17 protein-coding genes are annotated in these 16,964 nt (G+C 33.5%); 14 read left to right on the plus strand and 3 right to left on the minus strand.

What is annotated here, in order from left to right:
- Nucleotides 1-14: 14 nt before the first annotated feature.
- The 6 genes from coaE (at nucleotide 15) to Q0X14_RS01765 (ending at nucleotide 5,652) form a co-directional block, all read left to right on the plus strand.
- The gene (gene coaE, locus Q0X14_RS01740) at nucleotides 15-614 is read left to right on the plus strand and encodes a dephospho-CoA kinase (protein ID WP_297841603.1); all 600 of its coding nucleotides are present in this window, start codon (nucleotides 15-17) and stop codon (nucleotides 612-614) included.
- Between the two features lie 85 nt (nucleotides 615-699).
- Complete coding sequence (locus Q0X14_RS01745) at nucleotides 700-1,605, plus strand: proline dehydrogenase family protein (RefSeq protein WP_297841605.1); 906 nt, start codon at nucleotides 700-702, stop codon at nucleotides 1,603-1,605.
- A complete protein-coding gene (tsaD, locus tag Q0X14_RS01750) occupies nucleotides 1,602-2,618 on the plus strand; it encodes a tRNA (adenosine(37)-N6)-threonylcarbamoyltransferase complex transferase subunit TsaD (RefSeq protein WP_297841608.1) in 1,017 nt (338 codons plus the stop codon). Before Q0X14_RS01745 ends, tsaD begins: the two co-directional genes overlap by 4 nt.
- 18 nt (nucleotides 2,619-2,636) lie before the next feature.
- Entirely contained in the window at nucleotides 2,637-2,963 is a 327-nt protein-coding gene (locus tag Q0X14_RS01755) for a chorismate mutase (RefSeq protein ID WP_297841610.1), read from the plus strand.
- Nucleotides 2,964-2,971: 8 nt separating this feature from the next.
- On the plus strand, nucleotides 2,972-4,000 hold the full coding sequence (gene mltG, locus Q0X14_RS01760) for an endolytic transglycosylase MltG (RefSeq protein ID WP_297841613.1): 1,029 nt from the start codon (nucleotides 2,972-2,974) through the stop codon (nucleotides 3,998-4,000).
- Nucleotides 3,979-5,652: an Ig-like domain-containing protein gene (locus Q0X14_RS01765; protein ID WP_297841616.1), complete on the plus strand. Its 1,674-nt coding sequence runs from the start codon at nucleotides 3,979-3,981 to the stop codon at nucleotides 5,650-5,652. Before mltG ends, Q0X14_RS01765 begins: the two co-directional genes overlap by 22 nt.
- A 1-nt stretch (nucleotide 5,653) precedes the next feature.
- On the opposite strand, the gene hutI is transcribed toward Q0X14_RS01765, so the two are convergent.
- Together hutI and Q0X14_RS01775 are read right to left on the minus strand one after the other, a co-directional pair.
- The gene (gene hutI, locus Q0X14_RS01770; protein ID WP_297841619.1) at nucleotides 5,654-6,895 is read right to left on the minus strand and encodes an imidazolonepropionase; all 1,242 of its coding nucleotides are present in this window, start codon (nucleotides 6,893-6,895) and stop codon (nucleotides 5,654-5,656) included.
- Between the two features lie 3 nt (nucleotides 6,896-6,898).
- Nucleotides 6,899-7,450, minus strand: coding sequence for an SPOR domain-containing protein (locus Q0X14_RS01775; RefSeq protein ID WP_297841622.1), 552 nt, complete (start codon nucleotides 7,448-7,450; stop codon nucleotides 6,899-6,901).
- A gap of 109 nt (nucleotides 7,451-7,559) precedes the next feature.
- On the opposite strand from Q0X14_RS01775, the gene glgA reads away from it, so the two are divergent.
- The 8 genes from glgA to Q0X14_RS01815 all read left to right on the plus strand — a co-directional run bounded on the left by glgA (nucleotide 7,560) and on the right by Q0X14_RS01815 (nucleotide 16,473).
- A complete protein-coding gene (gene glgA, locus Q0X14_RS01780) occupies nucleotides 7,560-9,056 on the plus strand; it encodes a glycogen synthase GlgA (protein WP_297841625.1) in 1,497 nt (498 codons plus the stop codon).
- Nucleotides 9,057-9,059: 3 nt separating this feature from the next.
- Nucleotides 9,060-9,647 (plus strand): HAD family hydrolase, encoded by a 588-nt coding sequence (locus Q0X14_RS01785; protein ID WP_297841628.1) that lies wholly within the window; start codon nucleotides 9,060-9,062, stop codon nucleotides 9,645-9,647.
- Nucleotides 9,637-10,824, plus strand: a complete 1,188-nt coding sequence (locus Q0X14_RS01790; protein WP_297841631.1) for a hypothetical protein — start codon at nucleotides 9,637-9,639, stop codon at nucleotides 10,822-10,824. Before Q0X14_RS01785 ends, Q0X14_RS01790 begins: the two co-directional genes overlap by 11 nt.
- 1 nt (nucleotide 10,825) lies before the next feature.
- Entirely contained in the window at nucleotides 10,826-12,067 is a 1,242-nt protein-coding gene (locus tag Q0X14_RS01795; RefSeq protein ID WP_297841632.1) for a hypothetical protein, read from the plus strand.
- Between the two features lie 28 nt (nucleotides 12,068-12,095).
- Nucleotides 12,096-13,337, plus strand: a complete 1,242-nt coding sequence (locus Q0X14_RS01800; RefSeq protein ID WP_297841635.1) for a hypothetical protein — start codon at nucleotides 12,096-12,098, stop codon at nucleotides 13,335-13,337.
- 97 nt (nucleotides 13,338-13,434) lie between these two features.
- The gene (glyA, locus tag Q0X14_RS01805) at nucleotides 13,435-14,730 is read left to right on the plus strand and encodes a serine hydroxymethyltransferase (RefSeq protein WP_297841637.1); all 1,296 of its coding nucleotides are present in this window, start codon (nucleotides 13,435-13,437) and stop codon (nucleotides 14,728-14,730) included.
- Between the two features lies 1 nt (nucleotide 14,731).
- A complete protein-coding gene (gene tatC / locus Q0X14_RS01810; protein ID WP_297841640.1) occupies nucleotides 14,732-15,496 on the plus strand; it encodes a twin-arginine translocase subunit TatC in 765 nt (254 codons plus the stop codon).
- The gene (locus Q0X14_RS01815; RefSeq protein WP_297841642.1) at nucleotides 15,493-16,473 is read left to right on the plus strand and encodes a polyprenyl synthetase family protein; all 981 of its coding nucleotides are present in this window, start codon (nucleotides 15,493-15,495) and stop codon (nucleotides 16,471-16,473) included. Before tatC ends, Q0X14_RS01815 begins: the two co-directional genes overlap by 4 nt.
- Here the strand turns inward: Q0X14_RS01815 and Q0X14_RS01820 are convergent.
- Nucleotides 16,470-16,964, minus strand: a complete 495-nt coding sequence (locus Q0X14_RS01820) for a universal stress protein (protein WP_297841644.1) — start codon at nucleotides 16,962-16,964, stop codon at nucleotides 16,470-16,472. The two genes, Q0X14_RS01815 and Q0X14_RS01820, sit on opposite strands and share 4 nt — an antisense overlap.

Raw genomic sequence — 16,964 nt, forward strand, 5'->3', positions numbered from 1 at the left:
GCAGCTTTTTATTTATGAATAAAAAAATTTCAGTTGGAATAACAGGCAGCATCGGTTCTGGCAAATCTGAATTTACAAGATTAGCAGAGCAATACGGATTTCCGGTAATAAAAGCTGATGATCTATCAAAAGAAATTCTTGCAAAAAATCCTGAAGTAAAAAAACAGGTTATTAAAAGATTTGGCAGTGAAGCTTACCTCAATAATCAACCAAATAAGAAATATCTGGCACAAATAGTTTTCAGTAATCCAATTAAGCTCCGCGAACTTGAGAGAATACTCCATCCTTTAGTTATAAAAGAAATTGAAAAACAGAAAAAAGAAATCTTCAAGAAACATAACATTCTATTTGTTGAGTCTGCTTTAATCTATGAAGCTGATCTTGAGAAACTTTTTGATTTTGTAGTATTGATAACAGCACATCGTGATATAAGATTGAAGAGAAAATTAGCTCAGGGAATGACTGAAGACGATTTTATAAAACGGGAAATGAATCAGATTCCTGACGAAGAAAAAAGAAAAAGAGCAGATTTTATTTTTCTTAATGATGGTTCACTTGATGAACTAAAAACCAGGTTTAATTTGTTGCTTACCTTATTATCAGTTAAAAATTGAATCAATCATCACACATCGTTAAAATAATTTTTATCGGTAATAACATCTTACTTAAATTTGAAGCATAAATTTTCAGGAGTTTGCTGTGAATATCCTCAATCAACTCATCGTAAGCATCGTTCAGATGATGCCCCAAAATATCGTAGGCTTCTTTTCCAGAAAATACATTGCAGGTGAAACTTTAGAAGACGGAATTAATGTAGTTAAACAGCTTAATGCAAAAGGCATTTATGCAACAATGGATGTTCTTGGTGAAGCTGTTAAGAATCAGGAAGAATCAATTGATGCAAAAAATAAAGCAATGGAAGTTTTGGATGCCATTGAAAAACATAAATTGATGGCAAATCTTTCAATCAAACCAACACAAATGGGATTACTGATTGATGAAGAATTCGCATACCAACAAATACTTGAACTTGTAAAACGGGCGCACGAAATAAACAATTTTGTTCGCATTGATATGGAAGATTCTTCTACTACCGATATGACAATTAATTTATACAAACGAATTTATCAGCAATATAAGAATGTTGGTGTTGTAATTCAGGCATATCTAAAAAGATCTTTTGATGATGTAATTGTTTTAAATAAACTGGGAACTAATTACAGGTTATGCAAAGGTATTTATGTTGAACCTGCTTCCATTGCAATAAAAGATCGTCAGGCAATCAGAGAAAACTATCTTAAAATTCTTAAACAAATGTTTATCGACGGTAATTATGTTGGAATTGCAACACACGATAAATATCTTATTGATGAAGCATATAAAATGATTCGCGAGATGAATATACCAAAAGATAAATTTGAATTTCAGATGTTACTTGGTGTCAGAGAAGACTTGCGTGACAAAATAAACAACGATGGTTATAAAATTCGTATCTATGTTCCATTTGGAAAAGATTGGTACGCATACTCAGTAAGAAGATTAAAAGAAAACCCTAGCATTGCAGGGCATATTGTTAAAAGTTTTTTAACATTTGGTAAGAGATGATTGTATTAGGAATTGAAACTTCTTGCGATGAAACATCTGTAGCTGTAATTAAAGATAATCTGCTAACTGCAAATTTGATTTCCTCTCAGCATTTTCATAAGAATTATGGAGGTGTAGTTCCTGAACTATCAAGCAGAGCACATCTTCAGATTGTTAATCCACTCGTCAAATCTGCTCTGGAAAAATCTGCTATAAAATTGGAAGATGTTGATTTAATCTCTGCTACAGCTGGTCCTGGTTTAATCGGTGCTTTGCTGGTTGGTCTTACTTATGCAAAAGGACTTTCGCTAAGTCTGAATAAAAAGTTCGTTGCAGTTAATCATATTGAAGGGCATATCTTTTCCGGTTTTTTGATGGAAGAGAAACCGGAATTTCCTTTTCTCGCACTTGTTGTTTCGGGTGGGCATACTCTACTTCTGCTTGTAAAAAGTTTCACTGAAATTTATAAACTTGGTTCCACAGTTGATGATGCTGCTGGTGAAGCTTTCGATAAAGTTTCGAAGTTGCTTGGTCTTGGTTATCCTGGTGGACCAAAAATTCAGAAAGCAGCAGAGCAGGGAGATGAAAACAGAATTAATTTTCCAATTGCAGAATTGAAAGATCCTTATAACTTTTCTTTCAGTGGTTTGAAAACTGCAGTGCTGAGATATGTTCAACAGCAAGGTGGAATTCAACATCTGGATGAGCAACATATCAAAGATATTGCTGCATCATTTCAATTATCAGTAGTGAAAGCACTTATACAAAAATTGAAAAAAGCTATCATTAATTTTGATGTGAAATCTGTTTCAATTGTCGGTGGAGTTGCAGCAAATTCTTTACTAAAAGAAAAAGCAATTGAAATTGCTTCTGCTCATAATAAAAAGCTTGTCATTCCAAGACTTGAATTCTGTGGTGATAATGCTGCTATGATTGCTTTTCGTGCCAGAACTTTATTTGAAAACGGTGTTACACATAAACTTGATTACAAACCTTATCCGGCATTGGATGAGAATTCATTCCTTTCATTATAAAAATAATTTCAGAATATTTTGCAAGAAGATAAATCAAAAATAAAGTTTGATTCGTTATCAGAAGTACAATTGAAAGAAAAGCTTTCTGAATATCGAAAACTCATTGATGAGATTGATGATGAGTTAAGAAAAAATTTATCAGCTCGTGTAGATTTAATTGAAGCAATTGCTGAAATAAAAAAACATCTTGGTTCATCAACATTCGATGCAAAGAGAGAAGAAGAAATTTTCAATCGTATCTCTGATAAACTTGAAGGTAATAAACTACACTACATTCAAAATGTATTTGAAAGAATAATTGACGAATCCCGTTCACTGCAGAGAAAAATTCTCGGGAGAAAATAAAATTCCTGATGGCAAATAGTAAATCAAAAATATTAACCAGAAATCAATGGCTTTTTGTTTTGTTTATTTTTATTACCCTTGTGCTTTCAGGTTATTATTTGCTTTACTCGCCAAACAATTATCATCTTGACGAACCACTTGTATTCGAAATAAAAAGTGGAGAATCATTTCAATCTGTAACTGATAGATTAAGTTCACTTGGAATTGTTCCGAATAAAACTGTTTTCAGAATTGCAGCTTTTATTTATGGTGCTGAAACTAAAATTAAAGCTGCCAGATTCAGAATCGAGAATGGATTAAGCTATCTCGATCTTCTTGATTTATTAATTTATGGACCTGCAGATTATCTTCGTTCAATCAGAGTGAATGATGGTCAAACAATAAAGTGGCTAGCAGGAAAAGTAAGAAGAGATTTACGGATGGATTCAACAGCTTTTTATCAAAAGGCACACGACAAAGAATTTATTTCTTCGCTTGGATTAAATGTCCCTTCACTCGAAGGATATTTATTTTCTAAATCTTATCAGATATATGAGCGCTCTGATCCTGAAGAAGTTCTTAAAATATTTTATGAGGCATTGAAACAATTCTGGACAGATACTCTTCAGCAGCGTGCGGATAGTATCAAACTATCAATGCATCAGGTTCTCACTTTGGCTTCGATAATAAAGGGCGAAACAAATGAAATTGATGAGATGCCCCGAATCTCAGGGGTATATCACAACAGATTAAGAAAAGGTATGAAGTTGCAGGCAGATCCAACAGTTCAATATTTAATGAAAAATGGATGGAAAAGATTGACTTATCAGGATTTAACTATTGATTCGCCATACAACACTTATCGTTACTTTGGACTTCCACCGGCACCAATCAACAATCCCGGTGCAAATGCAATTATGGCTGCACTTTATCCTGAAAAGCACGATTATTTTTTCTTTGTTGCAGATGGAAAGGGAAGACATAAATTTGCAAAGAACTATTCAGAACATTTGAGGAATGTAAGAGAATATCGCAAATGGTTAAGTCAGCAAAAATAATTTTATCATTTACAGTCGGAATATTATTTCTGATTGGATGTGCAAATCAGTTACCTCCCGGAGGTGGTGATGTTGATACAACTCCACCTGAAATAATTGAATCTTATCCACCTGATGGAACTGTCAACTATAGTGAAAATTATTTCGAAGTTAAATTTTCTGAGTATGTTGATAAACGAAGTTTCAGGGAAGCGATTTTTATTTCGCCGGCTGTTGAAGGAGAAATGGAAGTGGATTGGACTGGCCGGACTGCAACAGTAAGCTTTCCAAAAGGGTTCAAACCAAATTTAACTTATGTAATAAACATCGGAACAGATGTAGTTGACCTGAATAACAAAACCAGAATGTCTTCTTCTTTTACTTTAACTTTTTCTACAGGCAATGAAATTGACAGAAGAAAGATCACAGGAAAAGTTTTCGGGAAAGACGCTGAAGGAACTTTGATTTATGCTTACAGAATTCAAGACGACACCACAAATTATTTAAACTCCAAACCAATTTATATTTCTCAGGTTGGTAAAGATGGCACTTACAAACTCGATGGTTTGGCTTCAGCTGGCTACAGAATATTTGCTGTGAAGGATCAATTCAAAGATTATTTATTTCAGGCAGAACAGGATTTGATTGGAATACCTTATCAGGATGTTTTTCTTTCAGAGAGTGATTCGTCCTTTGAAAGTTTAAATTATTTTCTCTTCAAAGCTGATACAAATAAACCTCGCTTGATGGAAGCGCTGATGACAGATGAGCGTCATATTCTTACAAAATTTTCAGAAGAGATTGATACTTCATCAATAAAAGCTGATAACTTCAGAATTGTTGATTCCTTATCAATACTTGTTTCAAATGTTCTTTATGCATTCAGAAGCTTGAATAAGAAAGAAGAAATCGTACTTGTTCCCGAAGAAAAATTTAATCCATCAGATCAGCTATTTCTTGTTGCAGAAAATTTTTCTGACCTTGAAGGAAATAAAAATGAAACTGATAAAGTTTCGATAATTATCTCCGACAGAGTGGATACAAGTGCTATCAAATTAGTAAAAACGAATCCACAACCTAATTCAAAAATAGATTTTCTTGATCCTCAGATAATTGTTTATTTTGATGATGCATTCAATAAAGAAAGAATTGATAATTCAGTTCAACTCAAAGATTCTTTGGGAAATAAAATTCCGCTTAGTTTTTCATTTCCTGATGATGCAACTTTATTAATTAAACCATTAGTGAAACTTAAACCTGATTACAATTTCACTCTGAACATTGATTTAAATTATTTTGAAGATGCGAACGGAAATAAAATTGATTCTGTTTATCAACTCAAGTTTTCAACTTTAAGTGGTCTCGAATTCACAGGTGTAAGCGGTAAAGTAACTGTTCAGGATAGTAGTCTGGTCCTGGTTTTAGAAAGCACTAATAATCCGGATAAAAAATATTTTCAGAGAGTTAATTCGAGTTCTGGTTTTTCTTTTGAACGAATTGAAGCAGGCACTTACCGGCTTTGGGCATTTGAAGATAAAAACAATGATGGTAAATATGATTACGGCTGGTTTGCACCGTTCAGATTTTCTGAGAAATTTTATGCCTATCCTGATGAATTAAATTTGCGACCAAGATGGACTTTAACAGATTTACTCTTTCAGATTGAGAAGTAAGTTATTGTTTACTGAAAATTACTTCACCATTCTTAATTGTCATACAGTTAAGGTTTCTTCCAACACTATAAATGATATCTGAATAATCATTTGTATTGAAAACCGAAAAATCAGCTTTCTTACCAATCTCTATTGAACCAACCGATTCATTCACTGTTAAAGATTTTGCTGCATTGATTGTTACTGCATTAATCACTTCTTCAATTTTCATCTTCATTTTTAATGCTGCAATCTGCATTATCAAATGAAAATTAATTATGTGTGATGAACCCGGGTTGTAGTCAGTAGAGAGTGCGACAACAGCACCGGAATCAATAAGCTTTCTTGCTGGTGCAAACTGATAATTCAAAAAGAATGAAACGCCGGGAAGTAAATCACAAACAATATCTGCAGAAGTTAACTTGGGAATGTCCTCCTCATTTAACACTTCAAGATGGTCAACGCTTACAGCATTATGCTTTAATGCTAAATCAATTCCACCAATGTTGTTAAATTGTTCTGTGTGAAGTTTGAGTTTTAGTCCGTGTTCCGTTGCTACTGAAAAAATTAAATCAACTTCTTCAGCACTGAAAGCTGTTGACTCACAAAATGCATCGCAAAACTCAGCAAGATTATTTTTAGCAATATGAGGAATCATCTTTTGAGTTATTTCTTCTAAATAACCTTTGTGATTTGCTCTAAGCTCTTTTGGATATGTATGCGCACCAAGAAAAGTTGGAATAATATCAATCGGATAAATTTCATCAAGAATTTTTATTGCGTGCAGAAGTTTAATCTCGTTTTCAAAATCAAGTCCATATCCGCTTTTAATTTCTAATGTTGTTATTCCCTGAGAAATAAACTCTTCAATTCTCGGTTTAATCAGTTCAACAAGCGCTGGCAAAGGCGTTTCTCTGACAGCATTAACTGTTCTAAGAATTCCACCACCTTTAGCAGCAATTTCCTCATAATGAACTCCATCCAGTTTCATCTTAAATTCATCTGCTCTTGAGCCGGCAAATGCAGTGTGTGTATGACATTCAACCAATCCGGGCAGAATAATTTTATTTCTTAAATCAATTACTTCATAACTTGACGGATTCTTAATGCTTTGAACTGGAACAATATCTTTTATCAAATCATTTTCAATTACTATCGTGTGAGATGTAAGAATCTCGAGCTCAGATTGTTCTTTACCTTTCTTGAAATTTTTTCCGTTTGTATTGCAGGTAACAATTTGTTCTGCGTTGGTGAGAAGTTTCATCTGTTACTCAAATAAATTTATTGTGCTTTTCACAACTTTTGAATCAGCATATCCAAGCTGATTAAGTTTGAATCGTAAAGAATTTGCTTCATCAGAAGTTTTAAAGTCACCGAGAAGAATTTTATAAAATGGAGGTTCAAACACTGAATAAATCTCGTTACTTCCTTTAATTGCTTTTAACTCTTCTTGGATTTTATTGGCTTCATCCAAATCATCTGTGGCAATAACCTGAACTCTGAAACCATTCGTTGTTCCTTTAATCTTTTTTGTTCTGTTGGAAGCACTTTCTTTAACATTGTACTGATACCAGATTTCATTCGAAGCATTGCTAATTTCTACTTTTTTCTCTGGAAGATTAATTACTGTTCTGAAAGGAGTTATATCGAATTTTTCGTCATACTTCAAAGGTTCTTTTTTAATTTCTGTTTCGTTTACAGTATCAGAAGGTTTTTTATCTTTTTCTTCGTAACGGACTGTCGGTTGAGCACTGCAATAAGTAAGAATTAAGATTAAAGTTGATGATATGAGTGCATAAATCAAATCTATCTTTTTCATTTAAACCTCATTAACCGTTTTATGAGAGCAAAACATCTTATTAGCAAATTTTTTGAGAAAGAAAGCATCTTTGTGTAAATTTGCGTAACAATTTTAAAGAATTTTTACTATGGCAGCAAGAAGATTAAGAATTTTATTCGTCTCATCAGAAGTAGTTCCTTTTGTAAAGACTGGTGGCTTGGCAGATGTTTCATCAGCTTTACCAAAAAAACTCACTGAACTTGGTCACGAAGTTAGAATAATCCTTCCAAAGTATGGTGCAGTTGACGAAAGAAAATTTAAAATTCACGATATTGTAAGATTAAAAGATATTGTTGTAAAAGTAGGCGAGAAGGAAGTTATATTTTCACTCAAATCTTGTTTCCTTCCTGGTATAAGAACCAGAGTACAAATTTACTTTTTAGACAATCAGGAATATTTCGGTAGCAGAAATAGTCTTTACATTGATCCAATCACAGGAAAAGATTATCCTGATAATGATGAAAGATTTATCATTCTTAATCGTGCAGTAATTGAATTAATTATCAGACTTGGTTGGTTTCCCGATGTAATTCATTTGAATGATTGGCAATGCGGATTAGCTCCTGCATATATTAAAACATTATATAAAGATACCCCTGGTTTTGATAAACTTAAAACACTGTTTACTATTCACAATCTTGCTTATCAGGGAACATTTTCGCCATCAGTTTTTAATAAAACAGGTTTGCCAGAAGAATTGAATTCAGATAAGAAGGGAATTATTCACAAAGGTAAATTGAATTTTATGAAATCCGGTTTACTTTTCTCGGATGTAATCAATACTGTAAGTGAAACCTATGCGAAAGAGATTAGCACGAAAGAAGAATATGGCGAAGGACTTAAAGACATTCTCGCGAAAAGAAAAGATAAATTATTCGGAATAATGAATGGAATAGATACCAACATCTGGCATCCTGAAAATGATAAACTTATTCCTGTTAAATACTCAATCAAGAATCTCGAAAAGAAAATTGAGAATAAAAAACATTTACTTGAAAGATTTGGTTTACCATTCGATGAAAAAATTCCGGTTGTTTCTGTAATCAGTCGTTTATACGATGCGAAGGGAATTGATCTGATTCAGAAGGCTTTCCCTGATTTAATGAAGATGGATTTGCAATTCATATTACTTGGTACAGGCGATTATAAATATCATACTTTTTTTGATAAGATGGCAATGAAATATCCAAAGAAGTTTGCCTGTTATCTTGGATTCAGTGATGAATTGGCTCATTTGATTGAAGCTGGTTCTGATATGTTTTTAATGCCTTCAAAATATGAACCTTGTGGATTGAACCAAATGTATAGTCAGGTTTACGGAACTGTTCCTATCGTAAGAGAAACTGGTGGACTTGCTGATACTGTAAAACGATTTGATGAGAAGACTGAAGAAGGAACCGGTTTTATGTTCAGGAAATATGATGCAAAAGATATGTTATCTGAAATTAAAAGAGCATTGAAGATTTTTGCTGATCAAAAGCTCTGGCAGAAAATTCAGAAAGCCGGAATGAAAGAAGATTTCAGTTGGGATAAATCAGCTAAAAGTTATATCGAGCTTTATAAAACAATTCTTGCCGAAGATTAAAATTTGAAATCGAACAGAGCCATTTTTCTTGATCGTGACGGTACCTTGAATGATGATCCTGGTTATCTTGGTGATCCCGAACAAGTTGTTTTGCTGCCAACCGTGGGTGAAGCGCTTAGTATTCTGAAAAATCAATTTAATTTTTTGTTAATCGTTGTTTCCAATCAATCTGGTGTTGCAAGGGGATTGATAACTGAAGAAGATGTTAAAAATGTTAACAAACGAATCAACGAACTTCTTTCAAATTATAATGTAAGCATTGATGAATTTTACTATTGCACAACTCATCCGGACTTTAACTCTGATGAAGAATGTCAGTGCAGAAAACCTTCACCCAAAATGCTGATAGACGCGTCTGAAAAATTTGATGTAGATTTAACTAAAAGCTACCTGATTGGTGATAATGTTGCTGATATAGAAAGTGCATTTAATGCTGGTTGTAAGGCAATATTGGTTAAAACAGGTTATGGACTGGAAAGCATTAATGTGTTGCAAAAGCAAAATAAATTTCCCAGCTTTGTTGCCGAAAATTTAATGGATGCTGCTAATTTTATTATTAAAGATATTTCCGGAGAAAAAATTGGTTTATAAAAGAATTCTGATTTTAATTATTGCTGTGTTTTCGTTCTTCTTAATTCCTTCTTGCAGTGATACTCCAACTGATTTGGGTTCGGATTTACTTAATCCAGATTTAATTGGTGTTTTAAGTTTTGACTCTCAAAAAGATTCTGCTTTTCAATCGAGCTACTCGTTTAAAAAGGTTATTAAGCTCGGAGGTGCTTCAAGAATTTTAATTGGCAAAGCTGATAACCTTACTGCACACGCTTTATTTGTGTTTACATTTAATCTTTCAGATTCACTTAAACAATTAATCAGAAACGATAGCTTGAATATTTTATCTGCAAAAGTTGAACTTACACCGGATTATGTATTCGGAGATTCCAATGCAACTTTTGATTATACTGTTCACAAGATAAATTCAGAATGGGTGTCAGCTTCTTTTACTGCTGATTCATTTCTCTCAACAAAATTTAATTATGAACCAGGCGATTTAAGTTCTAATCGAACAGCAACAGATTCATTATATTATTTTAATATTGATCCGAATATTGTCAAAGATTGGATGAAAAGTCAGGTAGATACTGCTTTGGCAAAAAATAACGGAATTCTTATTTCTCCAACCGCAACAACAAATAAAATTATCGGATTTGTTGCCTTCAATCCTGAGATTTCAAATGATACAAAAGTTAAAGCAGTGATTCAGAAAGTGGGTACAACAAGACAGGATACTATTACAGCATTTGTCTTATCTGATGTGCATGTAATTCTTGGAGAAAATACTGTTTCGCCAGAAAAAATGATTGTGCAAGCAGGAGTTGTAAGTAATTCTTATCTCTATTTTGATTTGAGTAAAATTCCTGATAAGGCAGTTATAAATTATGCTAAGCTTTCTGTTGAACTGGATTCAACTGAATCGAAATTTGGAAGTGGATATACAAATTCACTTACTGCATTTTTAGTTACAAACTCTGATTCTCTGAAAATAGATGAAACCACTTCAGAATCACTATTCAAAAATGGTAAACGCTACGAAGGCAACCTTTCTGCGTTTGTAAGATATTGGTTAAATCAAAAAGATAATCAGGGAATTGTAATTAAAGCTGGTAATGAATTAGCAGGAGTTGAAAAATTTGTTTTAAAGGGAAGTACTTATCCGGTTTACGAAGAACGTCCAAAACTCGAAATTGTTTATACAGTGAGAAAATAGTATGAAGTTTAATTTAGTTTTAATTTTTCTTTTATTATCATCAATTGTTTATTCGCAAAGTAGCTCTCCCTACACAAGATATGGAATTGGAGATTTAAAGTATTCTTTTTCTGCAAGACAACAGGGAATGGGACAATTAGGAGTTTCTCTTTTAGATAAAGCGCATATTTCAACAACTAACCCTGCAAGCTGGTCTGATTTTAATCGAACACGAATTGAATTTGGTCTTGCCTACAACGGAGTTTCAATTGCAAATAGTAGCACAAGTTATTATACCGCAGAAACAGAGATTGAAGGTTTCACATTTGGTTTCCCTGTTAGTACAGAATATGGAATTGGTATTGCTGCGGGACTTATTCCTTATTCGAGAATCAGTTACAAAGCTGTACAAAATTTTCAAAGCAGTGATACATTAATTTCTGATTATTCCATTAATTATGAAGGCAAAGGCGGATTATCAAAATTATTCATTGGTTCATCTTACAGATTACCATTTAATTTTTCTTTAGGTGCAACACTTGATTACTATTTTGGCAATCTTAATTATTATTCCACACTCAGTTTCAAAAACGATAATAATTACACTGCAGAATATAATTTATCCTACAGACCTACCGGATTCGGAACTACAGTTGGTTTTATCTCCTCCAATCTTAATGAAATTCTGAAAACTGACTTTTTATCAGATATAAGATTAGGTGGTTCAGTTAATTACATATCAAAACTTGATACCGATACAATATTGACAACTACTTCGTCCATTTTGGTGGACACGATTGCACAATCAAGAACAAAAATTGAAGTCCCGCTTCGCTTAAATCTTGGATTAAGTTTTATTTTTGGTAAAAACTATTTGGTTACAATTGACTATTCAGCTCAGAATTTTAGTAATTTTAAAATTGCCGGCATTCAGAATACTCAATTAAGAGACGGTTTTAAGTTTAGCACGGGATTTGAGTTCATTCCAACGCAACAGTTGGGGATGTCGTTCTGGGAACGAGTTAACTGGAGAGTTGGTTTAAGTTATGAACAAACACCATATTATTTTAAGAATACAGGAATAAATCAATATAGTGTTTATGCAGGAGTGACTCTTCCTCTCGGAATAGATAATTCAGTTGATATTGCATTGCAATATGCTATGAGAGGAACAACAGAAAATAATTTGTTAAAAGAAAATTTTATTAAACTAAATTTGGGAATCAGTTTCGGAGAACTCTGGTTCTTAAGTTATGAAAAATAGTAAGTTAAATAATTAAAGGAATAAGAAAGTGAAAAGATTTACTTTAATTGCCGTTTTAACCGTGTTAATTGCTGGTGGAGCAATTAGTAAAGCTCTTGCTCAACAACCTGACTCAATAAAAGTACTTGAGTACTACAGTCTGTTCTCAGAGTATCATAAGAATAAAGATTATGCTAGCGCAGTTCCTTATGGTTGGAAAGTGATTGAAATTGCTCCTGTTAAATTTGCTAAATGGATATTCTATAAGATGGAAGATTGTCTATGGTATCTGCACGATTCTTCAAACATTTCTCTTGACGAGAAAAAAGCAATCAATGATACAATTCTTTATTTTTATGATTTGGCTTTGAAATACAGACCTGAAGACAAGGCATATTTTCAGGTTCGTAAAACTTTTGTTGCTGAAACCTGGTTGAATATGAATCCTGATGAAGTTATTAAGATGTATGAGCAAGCATTCGAATGGGATAAAGATTTATCATCTTATTGGTATAACAGATTAGGTCAGCTTTATGTTGCTAATGCAAATGATACCAATGATTACAAACTAAAAGCAATTGATCTTTATAATATGCTCTCTGAAAGAGAACCTGATAACACAACCTGGGTTGAAATACTTGAATCATTAGTAGAAAATATTGATGAACTTGTACAGATTACCAAGAAAAACTGGGAAGCAAATAAAGATGATCTTTCAAGAGCCTGGAAATATGCTTCAACAGCAATCAGAGCAAAGGATTATAATGAAGCAATTATTCCATTGGAATTTCTTGTTCAGAAATCTCCTGAAACAATAAACTACTGGAATCAGCTTGCAACTGCATATCAGAAAACGGATCAGCTTAATAAAGCTGAAGGTGCTTTCAAAAAATTAATTCAGCTTGAACCTGATAAGAAAGAACATTATCTGAATTTAGGAATTGTTTATAAAGATCAGGGTAAATTTGCTGCTGCAAGAACTCAATTCCAGATTGCAAGTGAAAAGGGAAATGGCTGGGCATTACCAATTTATTACGAAGGATTTTTGTACGAACAGGCAGCACGCTCTTGCAGTGATTTTGATGCAAAAGTAGTTTTCTTACTTGCTCAACAAACTTACAGAAAAGCATTATCTATGGATCCTTCTTTGGATATGGCAAGAGAAAGAATAAATGCACTTGCAGGCGCTGTTCCAACTAAGGAAGATTACTTCTTCAGAAAGCTAAAATCAGGTGATACAATTCCAATCACTTGTGTGGGCTGGATTGGCAAATCGGTTACTGTACCATAAAACACAACAGAGATTCATTGAAGGAAAGGTTTCTTGAGAATTCAGGAAACCTTTTCTATTTTTGATTAACAATATTTAATAAAAATTCTGAAAAATTATGGAATCATATCTAAAAAATGACCCTGAAATTTATCAGGTTCTTCAATCCGAAATAGACAGACAAACAAGCAAACTTGAACTTATTGCCTCTGAAAATTTTGTAAGTCCTGCAGTACTCGAAGCAACAGGTTCAGTACTTACAAACAAATACGCTGAAGGATATCCCGGTAAAAGATATTACGGTGGATGTGAATTTGTGGATATGGCTGAAGATTTAGCACGCGAACGACTTAAAAAATTATTCGGAGCAGAATATGTTAATGTTCAGCCACATAGTGGTTCTCAAGCAAATATGGCTGTTCTGATGACTTTCCTGAAACCAGGTGACAAGTTTCTTGGATTAAGTTTAGCTCACGGCGGTCATTTAACTCACGGTTCGCCTGTCAATTTTTCTGGTAAACTTTATCAGGCAATTGGTTACGAGTTGAATGAAAACACCGGCTTACTTGACTATGATAAAATTGCTGATCTTGCAAAAAAAGAAAAACCGAAACTCATTATAACTGGCGCAAGCGCTTACTCAAGAGATTGGGATTATAAAAAATTCCGTGAGATTGCAGATTCAATCGGAGCTTTTCTTATGTGCGATATGGCTCATCCTGCAGGATTGATTGCAAAAGGATTTTTGAATAATCCGCTTGAATATTGTGATATCGTTACTTCAACCACACATAAAACTTTAAGAGGACCTCGTGGTGGAATTATTTTGATGGGAAAGGATAAAGAGAATCCTTGGGGTCTTACAACTCCTAAAGGTGACAGAGTTAAAATGATGTCCGAATTAATTGATGGAATGGTTATGCCGGGAATTCAAGGTGGACCTTTAATGCATGTAATTATGGCTAAAGCAGTAGCTTTTGGAGAAGCTCTTAAAGATTCGTTTAAAGTTTATGCTGGTCAGGTAATAAAAAATGCGAAAGCTCTTGCTGCAAAACTCAATGAATATGGTTTTGATATTGTCTCAGGTGGAACCGATAATCATTTAATGTTAATTGATTTGACAAATAAAAATGTTACAGGTAAGCAAGCTGAAATTGCACTTGAGAAAGCAGGAATTACTGTTAATAAAAACATGGTCCCATTCGATAAAAGAAGTCCTTTTGTAACCAGCGGAATTAGAATCGGAACGCCTGCATTAACTACTCGCGGTATGAAAGAAAAAGAGATGGAAGTTATTGCTGATATAATCAACAGAGCGATTATGAATGTTGAAAATGAAAAGATTCTCGGTGATCTCAAACAAGAAGTAAAACAATTAACATCAGGATTTCCATTATTTGCAGAAATGAATTAAGGTGGCTGTAGAAGAATTAGAGCAAGTTAAGGAGATTGAAGGGGAAAGTTACGAAGAAAAAGAGATGACTTTTATAGAACATCTCGAAGAACTTCGCTGGAGAATAATATATTCACTAATCGGTATTGTAATAGGAACAATTGTCGCCTGGATATTTATTGATTTTCTTGTTGAGGAAATTCTTTTAAGACCTGCAAAAGAAAATAGAGTTTCCCTTCAAAACCTTAAACCTTTTGGACAAATTTTTCTATACTTTCAGATAGCACTTATAGCAGGACTTATTTTAAGCATTCCAAATGTATTCTATCAATTCTGGAAATTTATTTCGCCAGCTTTAAGAAAGCACGAACGAAAATACATTTTAGCTATTGTAATTTTCACAACTGTTTGCTTTCTGGCAGGAATAGCTTTCGCATATTTTGTTATGTTACCGCTTGCGTTATCATTTGCTGCTCAATTCGGAACTCAGACAATTAAAAATGAGTTTGCAGTTGATGAATATATGTCAATCATTATAAGTGTGATGTTAGCTGCAGGATTAGTATTTGAACTTCCGATGCTTTCTTTCTTCTTATCAAAGCTTGGAATCCTTAAACCATCTTTCATGAGAAAATATCGTAAGCATTCAATTGTAATAATTATGGTCGCGGCTGCTATCCTTACACCCGGAACTGATCCGGTTTCGCAAGTAATACTTGCAGTTCCTTTGGTTCTCCTTTATGAGATAAGTATTTTAGTTTCAAAATTTTCACAGAAAAAAAGTTGAGTACAGTAAAACTTTCTGACATAAGTTTACCCATAAAAAATGAGTTGGATACCTTCCAATCAATTTTCAAAGATTCAATGCGAAGCAAGGTTGGATTGGTTGATTTGGTTGCAAGATATATTATTCGTCAGAAAGGGAAGAAGATTCGTCCACTCTTGGTATTACTTTCATCAAAGATCGCCGGTGGAATTAACGAAAGATCTTATCGCGGTGCAGTTTTAGTTGAACTTCTTCATACTGCAACTCTTATTCACGATGATGTTGTAGATAATGCAGATAAAAGAAGAGGTTTGTGGTCAATCAATAAAGTTTTCAAAAATAAAGTTGCTGTGTTGATGGGAGATTATCTTCTTTCGAGAGGTTTGATGATTGCCGTTGATGGAAAAGATTTTGATTTTCTTGGTGTGATTACAAATGCTGTAAAAAGAATGTCAGAAGGGGAGTTACTTCAGATTCAAAAAACAAGGAAACTTGATATTGACGAAGAGACCTATTTCAAAGTAATTTCGGATAAAACTGCATCATTGATTGAAACCTGTTGCACTATTGGAGCGATGAGCGCCACTCAAAACGAAACTTATATAAATGCATTAAAAAATTATGGGCACTCATTAGGAATGTCTTTTCAGATTCGTGATGATATTCTTGATTATGAAGGAAGTTCATCAATAACAGGCAAACCGGTTGGTGGTGATATTAAAGAAAAGAAAATCACACTTCCACTTATCTATGCATTAAATAAAGTTTCCAAACAGGAAGCAAGCTCGATAAGAAAATTACTGAAGAACAAACATGACTCCGATGCTGTAAAAAAGGTTATTTCATTTGTGAGAGAAAATAATGGAATAGAATACGCTTACAGTATTTCAAGGAAGTTTGCACTTGAAGCAAAAAATTCTCTCGCAGTTTTTCCTGATTCGCAAACTAAACTTGCTCTTGAATCTTTAGTTGATTTTGTAACAGAAAGAAAAAACTAAGATTTTTTCTCCCTCTTAATTTCATCCTTAAACTGAAAACCTTTTATCGGCTCTCGTAATGTCAGAACCGGACAAGGAGCTTTTCTTACTACCTTTTCTGCGGTACTACCAAATAATATATGTTCAACTCCACTATGACCGTGAGTTGCAATAATGATTAAATCAATATCTTCCTGAGCAGCAGTTTCAATTATTTCTACAAAAGGTTTCCCGGTTTTGATAATTATATGTTTTTGAATATCAGCCGGAATTTCCTGTTGAGCAAGTTTCGTCAACTCTTCCTTTGCTCTTTCGTCCATTTCGATTGTAACTGATGGAATTGCAATCTGACCCATACTGAAATCCGGTGGATAAATAACCGGCTCAACTACATAAATAAGATACATTTCTGCATTAAAAACTTTGGCAAAGTTTACTGCATATTTTAATGCGCTTTTTGAATAATCAGAAAAATCAATTGGAACGAGAATTTTTTTTATTGTAATTGACAT

This window comes from Ignavibacterium sp., from assembly GCF_025998815.1.
Taxonomy (GTDB): domain Bacteria; phylum Bacteroidota; class Ignavibacteria; order Ignavibacteriales; family Ignavibacteriaceae; genus Ignavibacterium.

Excerpts from the sequence above, each read along its gene's own strand:
- coaE (WP_297841603.1), top strand. The coding sequence starts at position 15 with ATGAATAAAAAAATTTCAGTTGGAATAACAGGCAGCATCGGTTCTGGC.
- tsaD (WP_297841608.1), top strand. The coding sequence starts at position 1,602 with ATGATTGTATTAGGAATTGAAACTTCTTGCGATGAAACATCTGTAGCT.
- mltG (WP_297841613.1), top strand. The coding sequence starts at position 2,972 with ATGGCAAATAGTAAATCAAAAATATTAACCAGAAATCAATGGCTTTTT.
- Q0X14_RS01765 (WP_297841616.1), top strand. The coding sequence starts at position 3,979 with ATGGTTAAGTCAGCAAAAATAATTTTATCATTTACAGTCGGAATATTA.
- hutI (WP_297841619.1), bottom strand. The coding sequence starts at position 6,895 with ATGAAACTTCTCACCAACGCAGAACAAATTGTTACCTGCAATACAAAC.
- Q0X14_RS01775 (WP_297841622.1), bottom strand. The coding sequence starts at position 7,450 with ATGAAAAAGATAGATTTGATTTATGCACTCATATCATCAACTTTAATC.
- glgA (WP_297841625.1), top strand. The coding sequence starts at position 7,560 with ATGGCAGCAAGAAGATTAAGAATTTTATTCGTCTCATCAGAAGTAGTT.
- Q0X14_RS01795 (WP_297841632.1), top strand. The coding sequence starts at position 10,826 with ATGAAGTTTAATTTAGTTTTAATTTTTCTTTTATTATCATCAATTGTT.
- glyA (WP_297841637.1), top strand. The coding sequence starts at position 13,435 with ATGGAATCATATCTAAAAAATGACCCTGAAATTTATCAGGTTCTTCAA.
- Q0X14_RS01820 (WP_297841644.1), bottom strand. The coding sequence starts at position 16,964 with ATGTCAATTACAATAAAAAAAATTCTCGTTCCAATTGATTTTTCTGAT.